This window comes from Pseudomonas sp. EMN2 (assembly GCF_009650555.1).
Lineage (GTDB): Bacteria > Pseudomonadota > Gammaproteobacteria > Pseudomonadales > Pseudomonadaceae > Aquipseudomonas > Aquipseudomonas sichuanensis.
Map to the genome: position 1 here is coordinate 1 of NZ_VZZR01000027.1, position 20,227 is coordinate 20,227.

Sequence of the window (20,227 nt, forward strand, 5' to 3'; positions counted from 1 at the left end):
CGCCGCGGTGGATGGCACCGGCTGTGCCGGTGTTCGCGGCGGTTCGACGCCTCGATAAACCCGCTCCCACAAAGATTGTTTTTGGGCTCAATGACAGCTTCGGGTCGCTAGTTGCCGGTCGTGAATAACTGCTTTCGACCCAGAGCAGACCTTCGCCAGGGGCTGCATACGGCATAAACCGGTTTCTCAAGATAGCTGCTTATTGGATGTCATTCTGGGGCCGTTTACCCAATTGGGGCAGTCGCGGTCTTCACGAGCCAGCAAAGTCAGGAGTGATTCAACGGTCTTCAGTTCACCCTCTTGCATAAATAAGCAAGGCGATGAAAGCCACGAACGGTGCGAACAGTACTAACCCACCAACCGCGACAGCCCAGCCCCAGGCAAACCCGCTTTCTCCCTTGAACCGGCCCCCACAAAACAAGCCCAGCACGTAAACGCCTACTCGGTGAGCTAACAGCGTGAATAAAAAGTCAGAGATGAAATCCATTTTTTGATCTTTGCGCTCCCTTGTCGCTTTTCTCTGGCGATGAATTCTGAGGAGTCATAGCAGGGGCTTGTCTATGTGTTTTACACACTCTGGGCCTTTAGCAGCTTCACAGCTCGCAGGTTCTGGGGATGCCCAGTTCAACGCCCGCGCCCTGTCATGTTGCTCCCCTTCCCCGCCGAGCCATTGCACATCCGCCGGAAGATGCTGCAGATCGCGAGGCAAGTCGCATCAGCGCACCGCCGCGCCCACAACGATGGATGACCATACTTTTCGTACAAGACCTAAATGCCTTTTCCGCTGAGTAGGGCTATTCGCGCTTTCGCCTGCTGATTCCATATGTCGTGGTCATAGTCCCTTGCTCCACACGTTAGAAACAGCAGGACACCGAATACTCGGTGTCCTGCTTGCCGCCCAACTGCATCAAGCAAGTATTCAAGGTGTGACGATCGGGAACCAGAACTCGAAGTTATCCATGTAGCTCATCAGCTCCTCAAGCTTGCCCTCGGCACCGTCGATCTTCACATCGCCTTTGCTGACTGCATCCTTGAGCGTGGTCTGCTTGAGCATGATGTTGTTCAACGTGTCACGGGTCAGGCTGATGCTTGCGTCGGCATCCTTGGCTTGCATGCCCTCGGTGTGGTTGAGTACGCCGTTGACCATCTCCAGCGTGTACTTCTGCTTGAGGTCGGTGAAGTCCAGGTTGAGGGTGATGTGCTTGTCACCCACTTCAGGCCCTTTCAGACGCATGGCCAGGAAGTCGAAGAACAGGTCCAGATCCATCGCCTTGACGGTGTCTGGGCTCGCCGTGTCCGGTGTTGGCAGTTTCTGTACACCATTGCGCAGTTCCTGGGCACCGGTCAGATAGAAGTTGCGCCACGGGCCACTCTCGGCCTGGTAACCCAGTTGCTCCAGCGTGTCGGCTTGAAGATTCTTCGCCGCTTGGTTACTCGGGTCGGCGAAGACGACATGGTTGACCACCTCGGCCACCCAACGATAGTCACCCTTGTCGTAGTACTCCTTGGCCTTTTTCAGCACAGCGTCGGCTCCGCCCATCATGTCGACGTAGCGCTTGGCTTGCTCATCCGGCGGCAGCTCCCACAAGGTGGCGGGGTTGCCAATGAACCAGCCCAGGTGCAGCACGTAGGTGGCCTTGACGTTGTGGTTGAGCGAGCCGTAGTAGCCGCGGTTGGAGAAGCGGTTGGCGATCGACGGAGGCAATTTCACCTGCTCGGCGATCTCGGTCATGGTGTAGCCCTTGTTGGCCAGGCGCAGGGTCTCATCGTTGATATAGCGATACATGTCCCGCTGCGATGACAGCTGATCCTTGACCTCCTTGTTGCCCCAGACCGGCCAATGGTGCATGGCGTACATGACCTGCACGTCGTCACCCCACATTTTTAGCGCTTCGTTGAGGTATTTGGACCAAGGCAGAGGCTCGCGAATCTTCGCCCCGCGCAGGGAATAGGTGTTGTGCAAGGTGTGCGTGGAGTCCTCGGCGGTGTTCAGCGCCTTCTTCTCGTGAATGTAATAGAGCATCTCGGCCGGGGCCTCGCTGCCTGGCGCATAGAGGAACTCGTATGTCAGGCCGTCGATCGTGCGCTTTTCGCCGGTCTTCTCGATGATGTCGGTGGGCGGAATCAGGGTCACGGTGCCGGCGGAGGTGGTGGTGCCCAGGCCGGCACCGAGCTGGCCAGTTTCGCTTGGCGGCAGCAGGTTGCCGTACATGTAGCTGGCACGGCGGCTCATGGCGGTACCGGCCATCACGTTCTCGGCCACGGCATGCTCGAGGAAGCCCTTGGGCGCATAGATCTTGACCTTGCCGGCCTTGACGTCGTCCTCGTTCACCACGCCGCGCACACCGCCGTAATGGTCGACGTGACTATGGGTGTAGATCACGGCAACTACCGGTTTTTTCGGCCGATGCTGATAGTAAAGGTCGAGCGCTGCCTTGGCGGTTTCCGAGGAGATCAGTGGGTCGAAGATGGTGATGCCTTCCTTGCCCTCGACAATGGTCATGTTCGACAGATCGTAGTTACGCACCTGATAGATGCCGTCGGTAACTTCAAACAGGCCGGAAATGTTGATCAACTGCGATTGCCGCCAGAGGCTGGGGTTGGTCGAAGCGGGTGCTGCTTCGCCTTCCTTGATGAACGCGTACTTGCCCGGGTCCCAGATCAAGTTGCCTGAGGGGCCCTTGATCGGCTCTTTCGGCAGGGGCGCGATAAAGCCCTTGTGGGCCAGCTCGAAGGAAGTCTTGTCGTTGAACGGCAGCTCCTTGAGCAGGGCGTCGTTCGCGGCCTTGGTGGCGGCAGTGGCCGGCTTGGCCAGCTCTTGCGCCCAGGCTTGTGATGCCATGGCCATGGCGGTCGCCAAGAAGAAAGTCGAACTGAGCTTCCAGATTCTGCCCGCCGACGCAGAGCGGCTGCAGTTGCTGAACGGTTTCGCGAAATAAGTCATTGCAAGCTCCTTTTGACTAAAGCGCTGTACCGGTTTGGCAACTGCCAGCAGGGGTTCATGGTCTTTGGACAGAGTAGCTACGATTCTAAATTCGTCCTCTTCGCATCAAAATTATCAAAAATCAAAAAAGATGAAGTCAAATGGCCATCACTTGATGCGACGGGATTCACTGAGTGCTAGGCCAGCGTAGTACGTGGATCAAGTCGAACGGTGACTGGGGCTGCCTCAGTGCGGAAAGTGATCCACGACGTAGCGCACCGTCTTTTCCAACGCGCGCGCCATATCGGGATGTGTTAACTGATACTTCCGTTCTAATTGCTCGCTATTGCTCATGTCGAAGCGCTGCGTCTGGATAAAGTCCAATGACTCGGCGCTGATCGCAAATCGTGCTGCCAGCCCGGGAATCATCAAAAGCCACCTGAGCAACCCTATCGGTATATGCCGGCGCGGCGCCTTGACCTCTAGCGTTCCTGCGATCTGCTCAAGCATCCCCTGCAGGCTCAATGTGTGCTCATAGAGCGCCAGGGCCTGCCGGTTGGCCATCGAGGGATCAAACGCCACATGGGTCATCATCGCCACCAGGTAGTCGACGCTGACTATGGGCAACCAGTGCCTGGAAGAACCGGGGACCGCTCTGAACCGACCTTGTGCCAGATTTCGAATGAGTTCGACCAGAGGCTGTCCTTCCAGGATGTGGCCACTCTCGCTGTGGCCACACACCGTCGCAGGATGAACAATGGTGCAGTCCGCGCCCGCATCCTGCATATAACGGATGACTGCAAAATGGGACTCGATCTTGCTGCCTTCGTAGCCACCTACACGGCCGTAGACTGAGGGCCAATTTGTATTTTCGGGGCACTCTTCATCAACACCGATACTGGCAAGGTGTTTATGGTTTTGCAGCATGAAGCCGCCTACCATCAGCAATCGGATGCGTTGGCTCGCCGCAAGTTTGGCGACGCTCAGCGCCCCTTGCACATTGACGGCTCGGGCGCGCTCCATGGACAGCCCCCAGGAAAACTCCGCCGCGAGGTGGAAGATCACAGAGACCGAAGACACGCACTGCTTGCCCGCCTCGCTGAGCCCAAGCCCCTCTCTGCTTATATCGCCCTCGACGGGATGGATACACCCAGGATTACCGCCCAGTTGACCTACTTGCTTTCTGAGACGCTCAATCTTCCCCGGAGTGCGCATAAGCACCCAGGTCTTGTACCCTGCCGCAGTAAGACGGGCCAGTAAATGTTGCCCCACAAATCCACTGCCGCCTGTAACGAAGCATTCCACGCTCATGCCTGATTCCCGGTTTGGATAATGGGTGCAGGCTAAGGTGTAGAGTGCACTCTACAGTCAAGGAGTTTTTAGTGTGAACGTTGGAGAATTGGAGCGCCGCAGTGGCGTTGGCCGGCATGCATTGCGCTATTACGAACAGCTCGGGCTTATCGTGGCACAACGACAAGCCAACAATTACCGCAGCTACAGCGATCAGACGGTTGTTGATCTGGTATTTATTCAAAGCGCCCAGAGTGGCGGTTTTTCCCTGGCTGAGATTGGAGAAATTCTTGCAGCCAAGCGAGGCAACAAGATCGATTGCGCGCAAGGTGCAGCCTTGGTCGCCAGCAAGATGGCCGATATCCAAGCGAAGATCGCCACGCTACAAGCTGCTTATGCCTTGCTGAACACGGAGCATGCGAAGCTTGAAGCCAGTGCCATTGCCAACGGTCTGATTACTCTCCCACTTACCTGACCACCTGCATGCCTCTTACTGGCCAATAACTGCCAGCGTCGAATGGCTGCTGTTGGTCGTTAGGCTTTGTACGAAAAGTGCCTGCGCGACGATCATGCTGCGTTGAAAACAGGCTCGGAATGCTCATTTACAACCCGTAAACTCCGCTTCCTCGCCTGTTTTCGCCTTGCCTGATCGCCGCTCGGCGACTTTTCGTACAAACCCTAGTACCTCCACGAGGGCCGCTATGGGTCGAAAGCAACCATTCGAGCCAGTCATGCCTGGCCTAGCCTGGTTGACGTGCTGGGGGCTTCAACCCACTGGAAACAGCAAAGTGGCGGCTAGCCCGCCGCCTGATCGATTATGCAGACGTACCTGCCCGCCCATCCGGTCAACGATGGTCGCCACGATGGAAAGCCCAAGGCCTGCACCATTCGGGCTATTACGGCTGTAGAAACGCTCGAATACGCGCGACAGACTCGCTTCATCGATACCCGGCCCCTCGTCCTCGACGACCAGCTCGAAGTGATCGTCCAGACGCCTGAGCGACACCGTGATGCGCCCAGCAGGCGGTGAGTGCTCCACCGCGTTGGACACCAGGTTCTGCAGCGCGATACCCAGGGCGCCGGGATCGATCGCCAGGTGATGGTCGCCTTCAGCAATGTCCAACGAGGGCTCCAGGCCTCGGTCCAGTATCCACGGGGTCAGGTCAGCCAAGGTCTCGGTGACCACTTCGGCCAGGTCGACCTGAGTGCTGGCTCGCTGCCCCAGCCGTGGTTCGACTCGGGCCAGCGTCAGCAGCTGGTTGACAACCCGGGTGAGTCGGTCGACCCCGCCCATCAGAAAGCCCAGCGCTTTGTGCCGCTCGGTCTCGTTGCGGGCTTCCAGTGCGTTCTGCGCATGCAGGCGGAGAACGGCCAGGGGTGTGCGCATTTCGTGGGCGGCATCGGCAATGAAGCGATGCTCGCGCCGCAACAAGTCCTCGATCTGCGCCAACAAGCGGTTGATGGCGGCCTGCATGGGTTCCAGCTCCGAGGGCAGCGGCACCAACTGCAGCGGCTCCAGCGAATCGGCGTGACGCCCACGGATGATGTTGGCCATGTTCTGCAACGGCCGCAGTCCCCAGCCGATAGCGACCCAAACCAGCAGTGCCAGCACCAGGCTGCCTAACAGGAACGGGAACAGGGTGTGGCGAACGATGCGGTCGATCAAGTCGTAGCGCACATCGTCACGCTCGCCCACCCAGATCACCCAGTGTCGTTCCGGAACCGGCAGTACAAAACCGCGCCATTGCTCGCCCCCACTGGAAAAGTCGTAGAAGCCGGGGGCCGTCGGTGGCGGGTCGATGGTCGGTGCACTGGGTGTGTGCACCAGCAGGCCAGCGCCCTCCTGCCAGACCTGGAATGCCAGCTTGCTCTCGTAGGGGTGGCCTACCCGATGGTGACCTGCCTGGGCCAATGCCTGGTTGAATGCCTGGTACATCGCTTCACGCGAGCCACTTTGCACCGGCAGGCTCATGACGCCCTGCAGCAAGCGCGCGTTCTGGGCCAGGTGCGCGTCGTACACCTCGTTAATTTCATGGCGGCTGTCGTGGTAGTTGTAGAGCGCCAGCAGGCCGGTCCCCAGCAGCAGCAACAGCATCACCCGCCACAGGGTGCGTTGGCGCAGCGAGCTCATGCCTTGGCCTCGACCAGATAGCCAATGCCGCGCACCGTGCGGATCAGCCCGTTGAACAGCTTCTTGCGCAGGTGGTAGATGTTCACCTCCAGCGTATTGCTCTCGGGCTCCTCATCCCAGCCATACAGCAGCTGGGTCAGGCGCTCACGGGTAAAGACCTTGCCTGGCTGCGCCAGCAACTCGTGCAGCAGCATGTACTCCTTCGGGGTCAGCACCACTTCAACGCCGTTGTAATGCACTTGCTGGGTAGCTGGGTCGAGGCTGACTCCGGCATGCTCGATCATGACCTTGGCGCGCCCGGCGCTGCGCCTGAGCAACGCACGCAAGCGTGCCTTCAGCTCGTTGAGATCGAACGGCTTGACCAAGTAATCGTCGGCGCCGGCATCGAGGCCGGTGATGCGATCATCAAGGGCATCCCTTGCAGTGAGGATCAGCACCGGCAGGCTGTTGCCGCCGGCGCGTACCCGCCGCAGGAGTTCAATGCCATCCATGCGGGGCAATCCAAGATCCAGGATCACCAGGTCGAAGGTCTCGTGCTGCAACGCATGCAAGCCACTGACACCGTCATGCAACCAGTCGAGGGTATAGCCCTCCTGGCGCAAACCGTCGCATATCCCTTCTCCCAGGGCGCTATCGTCCTCGACCAGCAAAAGCCGCATGTTCAGTCCTGTTTGTCCTTGATCGCCTTGAGTAAAGCATCGATATCCGCGCGACGGCCCTGATCAGCCAGCTCACGCCCCGGGCGGAGCGGTGCCTGCAAGGCTTTGTGCAGGGCTGCGGTAGCCTCCGGGTAGCGCTTTTGCCGATACAGATGATCAGCCCAGAAATAGTTGCTATCGATACCGCTGGGGTTGATCTGCAAGGCTTTGCGCAGCATCTTGTCGGCCATCTCGGCATCACCGAAACCAATCGGCCAGCCGGGCACTTGATCGTACAGCGTGCCCAGGCTGGTATAGGCCGAGCCCTGCAGGGCGTTGGGGTCCAGTTTCATGGCCTGCTCCAGGCTGGCCTTCGCCGCCTTGACCTTGCCTAGCGCTCCAAGGCCACCGGTGGCCCCCGCCCAGCTGCTGTTGATGATGCCCTCCCAGATCAATGGCTCTGGGGTACCGGGGTACTGATGAACGAAGGCCGCCGCATCACCTGCCAGCTTTTCGAAGGCATCAGCGCGTTTGTCCTTGGGTAACTGGTACTGGATCTGTGCCCAGCGCTGCTGCAGGTCACTCAGGTGCTGCGTGCCTGTCTGATCGAGTGCCCAGGTAAAGGGGGCGAATGCCAGCAAGCTGGCGATGAACAGTCGCTTCATTTGATCGACTCCTTGGAGTGGCTACCGATGTAGCGGCGAATGACAGGCAATTGCTTGCGTAGTGCGCGGTCGACTATTCCCGGCAACATGCCGTTGATGCGCACGAAGAGCTTTTCCGGCCAGCCCAGGTACAGCTCGCTGCGTTCGGACTGCACGGCCTCAAGCACCGCACGGGCGACATCCGCCGGGTCGTCCATGCCGACTTTCAACGCCTGATTGAGCGCTGTCGCAGCACTGCTGTTCATCGCCGTTCGGGTCGCGCGGGGCGCTGCATAGAGCACATTCACCGTGGTGTCGGCCAATTCGCGCCGCAGCGCTTCTGAAAAACCACGCAGGGCGAACTTGCTGGCGCAGTAGGAGGCATAACCGGGGTAACCGATCGAGCCATAGGTGGACCCGACATTGACCACCAGCGCCTTGGGTTGGGCGCGCAGCAACGGCAGGCAACCACGTGTCAGTTGCAGCGGGGCCTTCAGATTGATGTCCAGCAGCTCATCGAGCTCGTGCTCGTCCAGCTGGTCGAGCAGGGCGAAGCGGTTCACTCCGGCAGCGTTGATCAGAACGTTGACATTGCCCATCTTGCGGGCTCGGCCAACGACTTGTTCGCGCCCTGCCTGGCTGCGCAGGTCGGCTTCTTGCCAGCACAAGCGGTCCGGGTACCTATTCATCAGGCCAGCCAGCTTGCCCATGTGCCGGCTGACCGCCAGCACCTGGGCACCAGCAGCGCACAGCTGCTCGGCCAGCTCCAGACCAATCCCCCCACTGGCGCCAGTGAGGACCACCACGGATTCAGGCAAGCGCATGGCGCACCTCACGCTGCCCGGCGCGCGGCAAGCCCTGGAACATCTTGGTGTACAAGCGGTAGACGACCTTGGCGGCGTGGATGACAGCCTGCTGGTCGCCCTCGTCATCGAGGCGGTCCATCAACTGCTTGTAGGTCACCATGTGGTCCTGGTCGAGCGCACCATGGGAGCTGAGATAGCTGAACGCCTGGCCAGGCAAGCCCAGCGTGCTCTGGATGGTGCCCGCCGCCTGCGTGGCCAGAGCGATACTGGTGCCCTCAAGCACGTTGACCATGCCGAACAGCCCGACAGGGTTGCCGCGTGCAATCAGGTCGTAGAGGTAGGCGACCATCAACTCGATTGGCAGCGCTGGCCGACCATCACGCACGGCCTCCCAGTCGCCGCCGCAGGCCTTGATGTCGTTGAGAATCCACTGTTCGTGGCCGTACTCCTCATCGATGTATTCGCACACGGCACCGCGCAGCCATTCCAGGCGCGACGGCAAACGCGCGCCACAGGCCATCATCAGCGGCACCGTATGGCGGACATGGTGGTAGGCCTGGGTCAAGAAGGCGACGTAGCTGTCAAGGCTGACCTGGCCAGCCAACGCATCCCGGATTACCGGCACTGCGAACAACGCCTGACGCGCCTCGGCAGTTTGTGTTTGCAAAGCATCGAAAAATGACATGGTGAACCTCACAACGCGATGTCGGATAACAGGGTGTGGTAACGCTGCAAGATCGCCTCGCGCCGTGGGCGGCCGTTGGCAGTCAGGGTTTCATCAATGGGGCTTAGCGGGGCCGGCAAGCGGCGCCAGGCATGCACCTGGGCGTAATCGGGCAGCTGCGCGTTACAGTGCTGAACGACCTGCTCGATAGCCTCGTCGCTGGCGGTGGGGTCCAGCGGCCAGAGCAGCGCCAGGTTGTGCGGCAAGGCTTCGCCATGCACGAATGCCTGTGCAATCACGCCGCCCTGAGTCAGCTCCGACTCCACCCACTCCGGGTTGACGTTTCGACCGAAGCTGGTGATGAACTGGTGCTTTATGCGTCCGTCAAGGTACAGGTAGCCCTCTTCGTCGAGGTGACCGAGGTCGCCGGTCGCCCACCACTCGCCGGTGACCGGCGCCTCTTGCAGGTAGCCCAGCAAGGTCGAGCCAGCCACCAGCACCTCACCGTCCTCAGCAATGCGCACCTGTACATGGGGCAAGGGCTTGCCGACGCTGCCAGGGCGAACGGCCCCTGGTCGGTTCAGCGCGACCACCGAGGCACATTCGGACAAACCATAGCCTTCGAATACCGGCAAGCCGACTGCATCGGCCCTGGCCAGCAGGTTGGTTGATACCCGGGCGCCGCCCACTGCCACGAAGCGCAGTGGGCCAACGCGCATGAGTCCGCGCTCGATGGCGGTGACCAGCCCCATCAGCAGTTGCGGCACGAGGATCAGACTGTGCGCACCGCTCAGGGCAATCGCAGCGAGCAAGCGCTTGAAATCCACCTGGCTTGCGCCGCCCATGCCCAACTGTTGCTGCGGGTAGAGCTGGACGCAGGCGCCCGCCATGAGCGCGGCATATACGCCGAGGTTTTCCAGCAATACACCCAGTGGCAATACAGCCAGGTAGCGCTGAGGCTCGGTTGGTCGGCTTGCAGCCTCCAGCTCCCGCGCGACACGCAGCATGGCTTCGGCGCCCAGGCATACGCCCTTGGGCCTCCCGGTACTGCCGGAGGTATAGGTAATCTTTGCGGTGCCCGCTGGCAATTCAGGCGCGACGGCGCCGTCACGCGCCAGGAAGCCTTCTGCCGGCTGCTGGGTAAAACCTTGCTCGAGGAGTTGGGCGGTCCACTGCGTCTCGCACCGCACGATCGTGGCACCACTCTGCTGCAGGCAGTGTCGGAGCTGAGCCGCGCTGAAGAACGGCGGTACGATCACACAAGTGCGCTCGGCAAAAAGAGCCGCCAGGTCCCAGAAGAGCAATTCAGGCCCGTTATCCAGCACCATGACCAACGTGCCTGGTGGCTGGCCCAGCAAGCGGGCTACACAGGATTCGACCTCGTCGAGCAATTGCCGGTAGGTGAAACGCTGAACCGGGCCCTGAACAGCGACAGCATCAGGATTGTGCTGGGCATGCTGGAGCAACAACGCCTGAAAGAGCTGCAGTTCATGCGGCATGACCGGTCTCCTGGGCCAGGTTGGGGAACCCAAGCCGCTGAAACACCCCCGCCCGGGTCAGGGCATCGAAGCCATGGCCGATGTTGCCGGCGAACACCTGTGGCCGTTGGTCGTAGTACGTCCCCCACTGATTAGCCTGCCCCTGCAAGCGCTCAGGATCGGCCGCAGCCAGAACGGTGGGCATCAGGCCCAGCCGTTGAAAGCTGTTGATCAGCGTCGCCGCGCCGGTGAATGCCACCCAGGCCAAGCCACGCGTGGCCAACAACCAGGTTACGGCAATGATCATGATTCGGGCGCTGCCAGCGCTGAGTGAAGCCAGGTTGCCCACTTCGACCATGCATGAACGGTCCAGGGCAACGCCAGCGATCTGCGAAACGGCGGCCTCCAAAGGCGCGTCCAGATACCGCTCGAGAAACAGAGGACCGTCGCTGGCGGGTCGCATGCCGGCCGCTGCGATCAGCCGTCCGTGGCTGTCATGCAATGCCAGCAGCTCTGGCAGGTAATGCTGCACATCCGCTTGGTGCACGGTGGCAAAGCACTGGTGGATGAAGTGCTCCAGATCCTCGCGTGAAGAGTCGCCTGCCAGATGCAGCGACAGCCGCGCGTGATGGTCGGCATGACTGCCTATAGGAAGCGGAAGCAGGCTGCTCCATTGAGATTCGTTCATGGAACTCCTCCGATCGGGCTTGACGCAGAGCATTATCGGGGTCGAATCTGAATGGAGTCTGAAGTGAGAACACGATATGTCGCAGAAGATCGAACACTCGGCCACAGCACCGGCGGCGTGTTCAACTTGATGACGGTGAAAGTCCGCCATGGGCCATGTGCAGCCTGTCCGAGCCATTGCACATCCGCCGGAAGATGCCATAGGCTGCCACCTCATCAATCAATGCCACTGACGCTGGATTAACGATGATCGAACTACAAGGATGTACAGCGTTTTCCGGTCTGGAGTGCCAGCCCGTTGGCCCCTCCGACGCAGAAATGATCTGCGCCCATCGCCAGGACATGTTTCTTGAAGCAGGTGGCAATCCTGAACAACTACGGATCATGACCCAGCACTTTCGCCCATGGTTGGAGGAGCGGCTCGGTGACGGTCGGTATTACGGCTTCAAACTCCTGGATGGCGAGCAACCGGTCGCAGCCATCGGCCTGATGAGCATCGATTGGCCGCCCCATCCCTCCCACCCAACCCTGGACAAACGCGGGTACGTGCTGAATGTTTACGTCCAGCCGGCCTACCGCCGCCGCGGCCTGGCTTCGGCCTTGATGCAAGCTGCCGACGCCGAGTTCGCTCGCCGGGGCATCACCTTCGCAGTCCTGCACGCCACCGAGACTGGCAAACCGGTCTATGAGCAGATCGGTTGGGCTGGAACGTCGGAAATGGCCAAAGCCATTACTCGATAGTGACAGCGCTCGCCCCAAAACGGCCCTTGGCGGTGGGAAGCCATTGGGACAAGCTCACTGCCTTTTCGAGAGCCACGATCAATGAAAGTCATTCGTAGCAAGGATTTCACAGCCACTCGCGCCTGGGGTGCAGAGGACATCGCCAACATGGATGGCACCACCGTCCGGCTGCACTGGACCGACCAACCGTACAAGTGGCATGTCAATGACGGCGAGGAGGTATTCGCCGTTCTCGACGGCACAGTCGATATGCATTATCGCGAGTCAGGCATTGAGCAGGTTGTGACATTGATGGTGGGTGACGTGTTTTTCGCCGGGGTTGGTTGTGAACATGTTGCCCATCCTCGCGGCCAAGCGCGGATTCTGGTCATCGAACGTGAAGGCAGCGTTTGAAGTGAACACCCGTTTGCAGCCAGCCTCCCCCCGGCTGCACTCGGAATAACCCCGCACGACTCGGAACAGCCAGGCGCCCTCCCCTGTCACAGCAGCTCGGGGAAGGCCGCGCCAAGCAGACCGGGGTCCTTCAGGATCGATGCACTGCTGGCGATATCCGGGGCCAACCAACGATCCTGGGCATAGGCCGGGACCCGTTCGCGCAACAACCGCCAGGCAACGTGGGTGCCTGCGCCAAAGCGCTGCTCCTTGAGGAACTCGAATGCCTGGGCCGCCAACAGGTATTCGATGGCGAGGATCTGCGTGCAGTTCTCCAGGGCGCGGTGCAGCTTCAACCCGGCATTGGTGCCCATGCTCAGATGATCCTCCTGCAGCCCGGAGGTGACGTAGTTGTCGATCACGGCCGGCTGTGCCAGCTGACGGTTTTCGGCACAGAGCGACGCGGCCACGTACTGGACAATCATCATGCCCGAGTTCACACCCGGCTGGCTGACCAGGAAGGCCGGCAGACCGCTGACCAACGGGTTGATCAGGCGATCGAGGCGACGCTCGGCAATCGCCCCGATCTCGGCCACCGCGATGGCCAGCAAGTCGGCCGCCATGGCCACCGACTGGCCGTGCGGATTCGCCTGGGAAACCACCCGGTATGACTCGGGTGTACCCAGCAACATCGGGTTGTCGGTGGTGGAGTTGAGTTCGGTTTCGATCTGCCTTGCGGCGTGTTCCAGCTGATCGCGCGCGGCGCCATGAACCTGCGGGATCGAGCGAATGCTCAAGGCGTCCTGGGTGCGGATGCCATGGCTGCTGGCAATGACTTCGCTACCGTCGAGCAGGCGACGCAGATTGCTGCCCACCCGCTGCATGCCGGGGTGCGGTTTGAGCGCGATGATTTCAGGGTCGAAGGCATCGAGTTGGCCGCGCAGGGCCTCGAAGCTCATGGCGCTGATGACGTCCGCCCATTGGCTCAAACGCGTGGCGTCATCCAGAGACAGGCAGCTCAGGCCGGTCATGCACGGGGTGCCGTTGACCAGGCACAGGCCATCCTTGGCACCCAGTTTGACCGGCGCCAGGCCGACCTCGGCCAAGGCCTGTTGCGCCGGCACGATCTGGCCGCGATAGCTGACCTGGCCGACGCCGAGCAAGCTGATGCTGATATGCGCCATATGGGTCAGATACCCCACCGACCCCTGCTTCGGAACCTGCGGGGTGATGTGCTGGTTGAGCAGGGTCAGCAGCGCCTCGACCACCTTGCGCTGAAGGCCGGAACGGCCCTGGCAGAAGTTGATGATCGCCGCGCACATGATCGCCCGGGTCTGCTCGTCCGACAGCGCGCTGCCCACGCCACAGGCATGGCTGAGCAAGGTGTTGCGTGACAGCTGGCTGAGTTGTTCGTCCTGCAACGAGACATTGCACAAGGCACCAAGCCCGGTGTTGACGCCATAGGCGCGGTCACCGCTGGCAACGATGCGCTGGACGATCGCCTGGGCGTTCTCGATCCGCACCCAGGCCGATGGGGCCAGCTCAAGCTTCGCGCCATGCCGGGCCACAGCCACCACGTCCTGCCAGCGAACGGGCGCGTCGGCGATGATGATCTTTTCGGCAAACGACATACACGCGGTTCCTTAAAGCGAAGCTACGCGACGCTGCACGAAACGATCGACGTATTCGTCCGCAGGCTGGTAGAGGATTTCTTTCGGCGTGCCGACCTGGATCAGGCGACCGTCCTTGAGAATGGCGATTCGGTTGCCGATGCGCACCGCCTCGTCCAGGTCATGCGTAATGAAGACGATGGTCTTGTGCAGGGTCTTTTGCAGTTCCAGCAACTGGTCCTGCATTTCGGCGCGAATCAGCGGGTCGAGCGCACTGAAGGCTTCGTCCATCAGGATGATGTCGGTGTCGGCGGCCAACGCACGCGCCAGGCCCACACGCTGGCGCATGCCGCCCGACAACTGATGCGGGTAGGATCGTTCGTAACCCTTGAGGCCCACGGTGTTGATCCAGTGCAGGGCACGCTCGGTGCACAGGGTTTTGCTCTCGCCACGGACTTTCAGGCCGTAGGCGACGTTGTCCAGCACGGTGCGGTGCGGCAACAGGCCGAAGCTCTGGAACACCATGCTGATCTTGCGCCGGCGGAATTCGCGCAGGGCATGCATGTCGTACTGCAGAATGTCCTCGCCATCGACCAGGATCTGGCCGCTGGTGGGGTCGATCAGGCGGTTGAAGTGACGCACCAGGGTCGACTTGCCCGAGCCCGACAGGCCCATGATCACGAAGATCTCACCGCTGCCGATGGACAACGAGAGATCGTTGACCCCGACCACGCAGCCGGTTTCGGCCAGGACCTGCTCTTTGCTCTTGCTCTGCTGGATCAGTTTCAGGGCATCTTCGGCACGCGCACCGAAGATCTTGAAGACATGTTTGACTTCGATCTTGTTCATCGTCTGCTTGGTGCTCATTTGCCCACCCCATGCCGTGGCCGGCCATAGGCCTGAGTAATACGGTCGATCACGACCGCCAGGATCACAATGGCCAGGCCCGCTTCGAGGCCGCGGCCCACGTTCAGGGTCTGGATGCCGACCAAGACGTCTTCGCCCAGGCCACGGGCACCGATCATCGAGGCGATGACCACCATCGACAGGGCCATCATGGTGGTCTGGTTGATACCGGCCATGATGCTCGGCAACGCCAGGGGCAACTGCACGCCGAACAATTGTTGCAGGCGATTGGCACCGAACGCGTTGATCGCCTCCATGACCTCGCCATCCACCTGGCGGATGCCCAGGTCGGTCAGGCGAATCAGCGGCGGGGCGGCATAGATGACGGTGGCAAAGATCGCCGGCACCTTGCCCAGGCCGAACAGCATCAATACCGGGATCAGGTACACGAAGCTGGGCATGGTCTGCATGATGTCGAGCAGCGGCATCAACACCGCCCGCAGGCGGTCGTTGCGCGCCGACAGGATACCCAGCGGAATGCCGACCAGGACCGAGATCAGCGTTGCCACCAGCATCAGCGCCAGGGTCTGCATCAGCTTGTCCCAGAGGCCGACCGCACCGACCAGGAAGAGCAAGCCGACGATCACCGCCGTGGGTACGATTCGACGAGTGGCGTGCCAGGCAATAGCGCCGACGATGGCTAGCATCAGCCACCAGGGTGTTGCGCGCAGCAAGCCTTCGAGGTTGACGATGGCCCACAGCAGGGTGTCGGAGATGTGCCGGAACACGTCACCGTAGTTGGTGACCAGCGCGTCGACCCAGCCATTGACCCAGTCGGCAATGGAAAACGTGAAGTTTTTGGGGAACATGGATTTATCTCGAGCAATGCATGAAGCGGACTGCTATGTGGCATGCCCGGCAGGCGCCGGACCCGCCCACACCCTCAGAGTGCCGCGTCTACCTTTTTGGCTGCGTCTTCGCTGACCCAGCTGTGCCAAACTTCGGGGTGCTCCTTGAGGAACAACTTGGCCAGTTCCGCCGACTCGATACGATCCCGGGTCATACGCGCCAGGTTCTGGTTCAGCAGATCGATCGGCAGATTGACCTTTTCCAGCACAGCCACCAGTTCCGGCGCCTGCTCGTGGAAGGTCTTCGACACACCCACCTTGATGGTCACGGATTTATCCACGCCGGGCTTCTCGTCCAGCTTGACCAGGTCGGCCTGGCCCATCAGCGGGGTTGGCGACCAGTAGTAGAAGAGGATCGGCTCGCCGCGCTTGTAGCTCGACAGCACGGCGGCATCCAGTGCCGGGCCGGTGCCCGGGCGGAAGTTGGTATAGGTGTTTTCCAGGCCATAGCTCTTGAGCATTTCGCTGTTGTCCAGCTCGCAGGTCCAGCCGGCCGGGCAGTTGTAGAAGCGCCCCTTGTCCGGTTCTTCCGGATCCTTGAATACCTGGGCGTACTGCCCCAGATCGGCGATGCTCTTGAGGTTCGGTGCCTTGGCTTCGAGTTTGCGCTTGGCATCGCCTTCGATTACATAACGCGGCACATACCAGCCTTCGACCGCGCCCACCACCGGCGAGCCGACGCCGACAACCTTGCCGGCGGCCGCAGCCTTGTTCCAGACCTCGCTGCGCCCTACCCACTCCTCGGCGAAAACCTGGATATCGTTGCTGCTCAGGGCGTTTTCCATGGAGATGGAGTTACCCGGCAGGCTGTCGGTGTCACAGCCATAGCCATTTTTCAGTACGAACTGCATCACCTCGGTGAGCAGCATCCCGCTTTCCCAGTTCAAACCGGCGAATTTCACCGGTTTGCCGGACTCGCACCAACTTGCCGCCTGACTGACGCCAGCGGATGCCAGGAGCCCTAAAGAAAGTGTCGTGGTCAGCAGAGCCTTTGTAATTGTCATTGTGACGCTCCCAAACAAGTTGATCACTGCGCAGGAGAAATATTTCACAACATAAAAAAAGGATAAAATAATAAGTCCTGATGCATCACCACGGAAAAACCTATGAAGTTCACACTGCGCCAGCTTCGCTACGCGCTCGCAGCGGCCAAGCACGGAAACCTGACCACTGCCGCCATGGAGCTTCATGTTTCACAACCTTCCATTTCGGCGGCCATCACCGAACTGGAAGAGGTGCTGGGTCAATCGATCTTCATACGCCAACGTGGCCTCGGCATATCGCTGACCCCATTCGGTCGTACCGTCATGGTCCAGGCCCGTCGCGTACTGGCAGAAGCCCAGACCTTTGCCGAGATCCATGCCAATGCCGGCGAGTGCGTCGGCGAACTGGTGGTCGGCTGCTTTGAAGATCTGGCGCCCTATTGCCTGCCGCAAATCGTGCGACGGATGCAGGAGTCCTGCCCCAGGGTCACGGTCGATATGCGCGATGGCAGCTTCGAGTATGTTGGCAAACGGCTCAGTGAAGGCGCGATAGAACTGGCCATCACCTATGACCTGGGTTTGCCGCCGAACACGCATTGCACGCAGCTGTGTCAACTGACCGCCCAGGTGCTGCTGTCAGCCGACCACCCGTTGGCCAAGGAGCCGCGCGTCAGCCTCAAGGCGCTCGCCGAATACACCCTGGTAGTCACCGATCAAGTCCACAGTTGGCAGCATGTGCTGGATCTGTTCAGCTTTTACGACCTTACACCCGCCGTTGTGCACCGTGTGCGCACCTTCGAGTTGCAGCGCAGCCTGGTCGCCAATGGCTTTGGCGTGGCGCTGATCTATACCCGGCCATTTGGTGACCGTAGTTATGATGGTCAAGCGCTGGTCTGTCGGCCGACTCTGGAGAAACTGCCAACCCATAGCATCGTGCTGGCCCATGACCAGCGCTATCCACTGACGCCTTCGGCCGAGGCGTTCAAGGAGCTGGCGGTGGCATGGTTTGCGGAGCGACCGTCGTTTGCGTCTGAATGAACAACGGGGGCGAATGCCACATGACGACTGCTAGCGGGTAGATGAGACGCCCAGCGAGCTCGATCTACCGGCCACGCAAGTGCTCACCCAGTGAGTGACCTGCGCAATGAAACTGCAGATACCCCTCTGGAAATGGTCACCCGACTGGCCTTGGGGGGAGTGCCATGTGACTGATAAGCAGCACCAGATCAACAGCGAATCACACTGGGCATTGTACGAAAAGTATGGTCATCCAACGTTGTGGGAGCGGGCTTGCCCCGCGATCTGCCGCAACGCGGCAGCAGAGCCTGAATTTGCGGCATCATCAACACTATTTGAATCGGGTAAAGGAGCGCTTCGCACTCCATCGCGGGGCAAGTCGCATCGGCGCACCGCCGCTCCCACAAAACTTTTCGTACAGAGCCTAAGCAAGTGCACTCGACTGCCACCAGAGGAGTGTCCGCATTGGGTCGTAAGCGGTCAATCACGACCGGCTGCTTTCGACCCAAAGCGGCCTTTTGCAAACGGAAGCAATCGGCCAATAGCGGACATACGACCGACTCACTTGTAGGATGGCTGACCCGTGTGTAACGCTTGGATCAGTACCATGCGCCTAGGGGCGGGAAGCGAGCCCCAGAGCGGGAGTGAATTAAGTTGGGCTAGTGTGCTTCTATCGTAGCTGACGTCATTACAAAAGGATTTTTCACTTGACATTCAATTTTCAAATTCCTAATTCAGACCAGCAGACTTCCATAGCAATCGAGCCTGGCTCGTCAGTCGTCTTCGTTGGGGCAAATGGTTCCGGAAAAACGCGCTTGGCTGTATTCATTGAAGAGGCCGCTGGGATTGACGCCCACCGCATTTCGGCCCATCGTGCTCTCAACCTCAATCCTGCTGTGCCGAAAATTCGATCTGCAGAGGCACTTAGGAAGCTCAGATTCGGATGGGAGCATGAGAACGCAACGATTCAAAACCGAGCGGGGAGTCGGTGGGCCAACTCAAAGCCCGCAGTGGCGATGCTGAACGACTTCGATAGTTTGCTTCAAGCACTCTTTGCAGAGCAGTCAGTCACAACCTTGGATACACATACGAGATACAGGTCCGGTAGCCTCACCCACGCGGCACCAACAAAATTTGAAACCCTTTCGGACATCTGGCAACGCCTCCTTCCCCACCGGCAATTAGTAATTACTGGTGATGATATCCAAGTTTCAGCTGTAGATGGATCTGGAGCCTATCCCGCCTCAGACATGAGTGACGGAGAGCGAGCAATTTTCTATCTTTTAGCGCAAGCTCTAGTCGCCGCCGACTCTTCTCTCCTTATCGTCGACGAACCTGAGTTACACGTTCATCCATCCGTGATTTCGAGCCTTTGGGACGAAATCGAAGCTGCACGAAAAGATTGCGCATTTATCTTCATTACTCATGACTTGCACTTTGCTTCAGCTAGGGCAGCCCAGAAATATGTCATCAAATCTTATAATCCAACGCCTTCTTGGACGATAGAAAATGTGCCAGAGGACACCGGCTTTAGCGAAGAATTAACAACACTAATTCTTGGAAGCCGACGCCCAATTTTGTTCGTGGAGGGTGCAGGAACAAGTCTGGATCTCGCGATTTATCGATGCTGCTACCCGGAATGGACGGTGATTCCACGGGGCTCGTGTGAACAAGTCGTACATGCAGTAGTCACCATGCGTGCGAATGCTCAACTCACGCGAGTCACCTGCGCAGGGATTGTCGATGCCGATGACTATACACCAGACGAAATCCAGCACCTAAATAGTTTAGGCGTATTTCCGCTCCCGGTATCGGAGGTTGAGAACCTTATTTTGTTGCCTGAAGTCAGCCGTGCTATCGCACAAGCTGAGGGTTACGCTGGTGCAGATCTCGAACAACAATTGTCTAAGTTGCAGGAATCCATCTTCAATACCTTGAAATCGCAGGCGGTAATAGACGAGGTCGTAGTGAGATACTGTCGCCGACGAATCGATCGAGCACTAAAGAAAGTTGACCTTTCCGCCCCGAAGACTGTTGAACAAATAATTTCTGAGTACGGTGTCCAAACCGCGGCGCTGGATATCGCAAGCATCGCATCACGCGCGACCCGGAAGATTCAGGACGCCTTGGAAACTGGCAACCTACCTAGCTTACTTACAATTTACGACAACAAAGGAATGCTCGCCCTTGCCGCTCAGCATTTAAAGCAGACAAGATTGGCTCCTTTTGAGGCGTGGCTAACAAGGATGCTGAGACAGGACGCAAGCGCCACCGGCTTGATAGCGGCGTTCAGAGGAGTTCTTCCGCCTGTGCAAGCAAGCTGATCACGCATCCAGTTCGCTGTACATTTTTAACACTCGTTTGCTTAGTGTGGGCGGACGGTGCTGCTGCGTTCCTTCTCCTTTGATTAAATTCTAGACGTACGAGCGGCTGCTTTGGGTCGAAAGCGGTGAATCACGACCGGCAGCTAACGGCTATAAGCGGACGGT

19 protein-coding genes are annotated in these 20,227 nt (G+C 59.5%); 5 read left to right on the forward strand and 14 right to left on the reverse strand.

Features of this window, described 5'->3' with window-relative positions:
- Positions 1–292 precede the first annotated feature (292 nt).
- From F6X61_RS09820 to F6X61_RS09830, 3 genes are all read right to left on the reverse strand, one after another.
- On the reverse strand, positions 293–487 hold the full coding sequence (locus tag F6X61_RS09820; protein ID WP_153786459.1) for a hypothetical protein: 195 nt from the start codon (positions 485–487) through the stop codon (positions 293–295).
- Positions 488–919: 432 nt separating this feature from the next.
- Complete coding sequence (locus tag F6X61_RS09825; RefSeq protein ID WP_153786460.1) at positions 920–2,944, reverse strand: alkyl/aryl-sulfatase; 2,025 nt, start codon at positions 2,942–2,944, stop codon at positions 920–922.
- A gap of 225 nt (positions 2,945–3,169) precedes the next feature.
- A complete protein-coding gene (locus F6X61_RS09830; protein ID WP_153786461.1) occupies positions 3,170–4,234 on the reverse strand; it encodes an SDR family oxidoreductase in 1,065 nt (354 codons plus the stop codon).
- Positions 4,235–4,307: 73 nt separating this feature from the next.
- Between F6X61_RS09830 and F6X61_RS09835 the strand changes: the two genes are divergently transcribed.
- Complete coding sequence (locus F6X61_RS09835) at positions 4,308–4,688, forward strand: MerR family transcriptional regulator (protein WP_153786462.1); 381 nt, start codon at positions 4,308–4,310, stop codon at positions 4,686–4,688.
- 291 nt (positions 4,689–4,979) lie between these two features.
- Here F6X61_RS09835 and F6X61_RS09840 read toward each other — a convergent pair whose 3' ends face one another.
- From F6X61_RS09840 to F6X61_RS09870, 7 genes are read right to left on the reverse strand one after another with little or no spacing between them, the layout of a single operon-like run.
- Positions 4,980–6,344 (reverse strand): ATP-binding protein, encoded by a 1,365-nt coding sequence (locus F6X61_RS09840; RefSeq protein ID WP_153786463.1) that lies wholly within the window; start codon positions 6,342–6,344, stop codon positions 4,980–4,982.
- Positions 6,341–7,003 carry a response regulator gene (locus F6X61_RS09845; protein WP_153786464.1) on the reverse strand — a complete coding sequence of 221 codons (663 nt, stop codon included), beginning with the start codon at positions 7,001–7,003 and terminating at the stop codon, positions 6,341–6,343. The genes F6X61_RS09840 and F6X61_RS09845 overlap by 4 nt, the downstream gene beginning before the upstream one ends.
- A 2-nt stretch (positions 7,004–7,005) precedes the next feature.
- Entirely contained in the window at positions 7,006–7,647 is a 642-nt protein-coding gene (locus tag F6X61_RS09850; protein ID WP_153786465.1) for a hypothetical protein, read from the reverse strand.
- Positions 7,644–8,450, reverse strand: coding sequence for an SDR family oxidoreductase (locus tag F6X61_RS09855; protein ID WP_153786466.1), 807 nt, complete (start codon positions 8,448–8,450; stop codon positions 7,644–7,646). The genes F6X61_RS09850 and F6X61_RS09855 overlap by 4 nt, the downstream gene beginning before the upstream one ends.
- Positions 8,437–9,117, reverse strand: a complete 681-nt coding sequence (locus tag F6X61_RS09860) for a TenA family transcriptional regulator (protein WP_153786467.1) — start codon at positions 9,115–9,117, stop codon at positions 8,437–8,439. The genes F6X61_RS09855 and F6X61_RS09860 overlap by 14 nt, the downstream gene beginning before the upstream one ends.
- Positions 9,118–9,125: 8 nt before the next feature.
- Positions 9,126–10,595, reverse strand: coding sequence for an AMP-binding protein (locus F6X61_RS09865; RefSeq protein ID WP_153786468.1), 1,470 nt, complete (start codon positions 10,593–10,595; stop codon positions 9,126–9,128).
- Entirely contained in the window at positions 10,585–11,262 is a 678-nt protein-coding gene (locus F6X61_RS09870; RefSeq protein ID WP_153786469.1) for a thermostable hemolysin, read from the reverse strand. Before F6X61_RS09870 ends, F6X61_RS09865 begins: the two co-directional genes overlap by 11 nt.
- Before the next feature lie 245 nt (positions 11,263–11,507).
- Between F6X61_RS09870 and F6X61_RS09875 the strand changes: the two genes are divergently transcribed.
- Positions 11,508–12,002 carry a GNAT family N-acetyltransferase gene (locus F6X61_RS09875; protein WP_153786470.1) on the forward strand — a complete coding sequence of 165 codons (495 nt, stop codon included), beginning with the start codon at positions 11,508–11,510 and terminating at the stop codon, positions 12,000–12,002.
- Positions 12,003–12,083: 81 nt separating this feature from the next.
- Positions 12,084–12,395 (forward strand): cupin, encoded by a 312-nt coding sequence (locus F6X61_RS09880; protein ID WP_153786471.1) that lies wholly within the window; start codon positions 12,084–12,086, stop codon positions 12,393–12,395.
- Between the two features lie 86 nt (positions 12,396–12,481).
- Here F6X61_RS09880 and hutH read toward each other — a convergent pair whose 3' ends face one another.
- The 4 genes from hutH to F6X61_RS09900 form a co-directional block, all read right to left on the reverse strand.
- Positions 12,482–14,005 carry a histidine ammonia-lyase gene (gene hutH / locus F6X61_RS09885; RefSeq protein ID WP_153786472.1) on the reverse strand — a complete coding sequence of 508 codons (1,524 nt, stop codon included), beginning with the start codon at positions 14,003–14,005 and terminating at the stop codon, positions 12,482–12,484.
- Between the two features lie 12 nt (positions 14,006–14,017).
- A complete protein-coding gene (locus F6X61_RS09890; protein WP_153786473.1) occupies positions 14,018–14,851 on the reverse strand; it encodes a glycine betaine/L-proline ABC transporter ATP-binding protein in 834 nt (277 codons plus the stop codon).
- A complete protein-coding gene (locus F6X61_RS09895) occupies positions 14,848–15,699 on the reverse strand; it encodes a proline/glycine betaine ABC transporter permease (protein ID WP_125463585.1) in 852 nt (283 codons plus the stop codon). Before F6X61_RS09895 ends, F6X61_RS09890 begins: the two co-directional genes overlap by 4 nt.
- Positions 15,700–15,773: 74 nt before the next feature.
- A complete protein-coding gene (locus F6X61_RS09900; protein WP_153786474.1) occupies positions 15,774–16,742 on the reverse strand; it encodes an ABC transporter substrate-binding protein in 969 nt (322 codons plus the stop codon).
- Positions 16,743–16,844: 102 nt separating this feature from the next.
- Here F6X61_RS09900 and F6X61_RS09905 point away from each other — a divergent pair, with 102 nt between their 5' ends.
- Positions 16,845–17,759 carry a LysR family transcriptional regulator gene (locus F6X61_RS09905; protein WP_153786475.1) on the forward strand — a complete coding sequence of 305 codons (915 nt, stop codon included), beginning with the start codon at positions 16,845–16,847 and terminating at the stop codon, positions 17,757–17,759.
- Positions 17,760–18,445: 686 nt separating this feature from the next.
- A complete protein-coding gene (locus F6X61_RS09910; RefSeq protein ID WP_153786476.1) occupies positions 18,446–20,062 on the forward strand; it encodes an AAA family ATPase in 1,617 nt (538 codons plus the stop codon).
- The last annotated feature ends 165 nt before the right edge of the window (positions 20,063–20,227 follow it).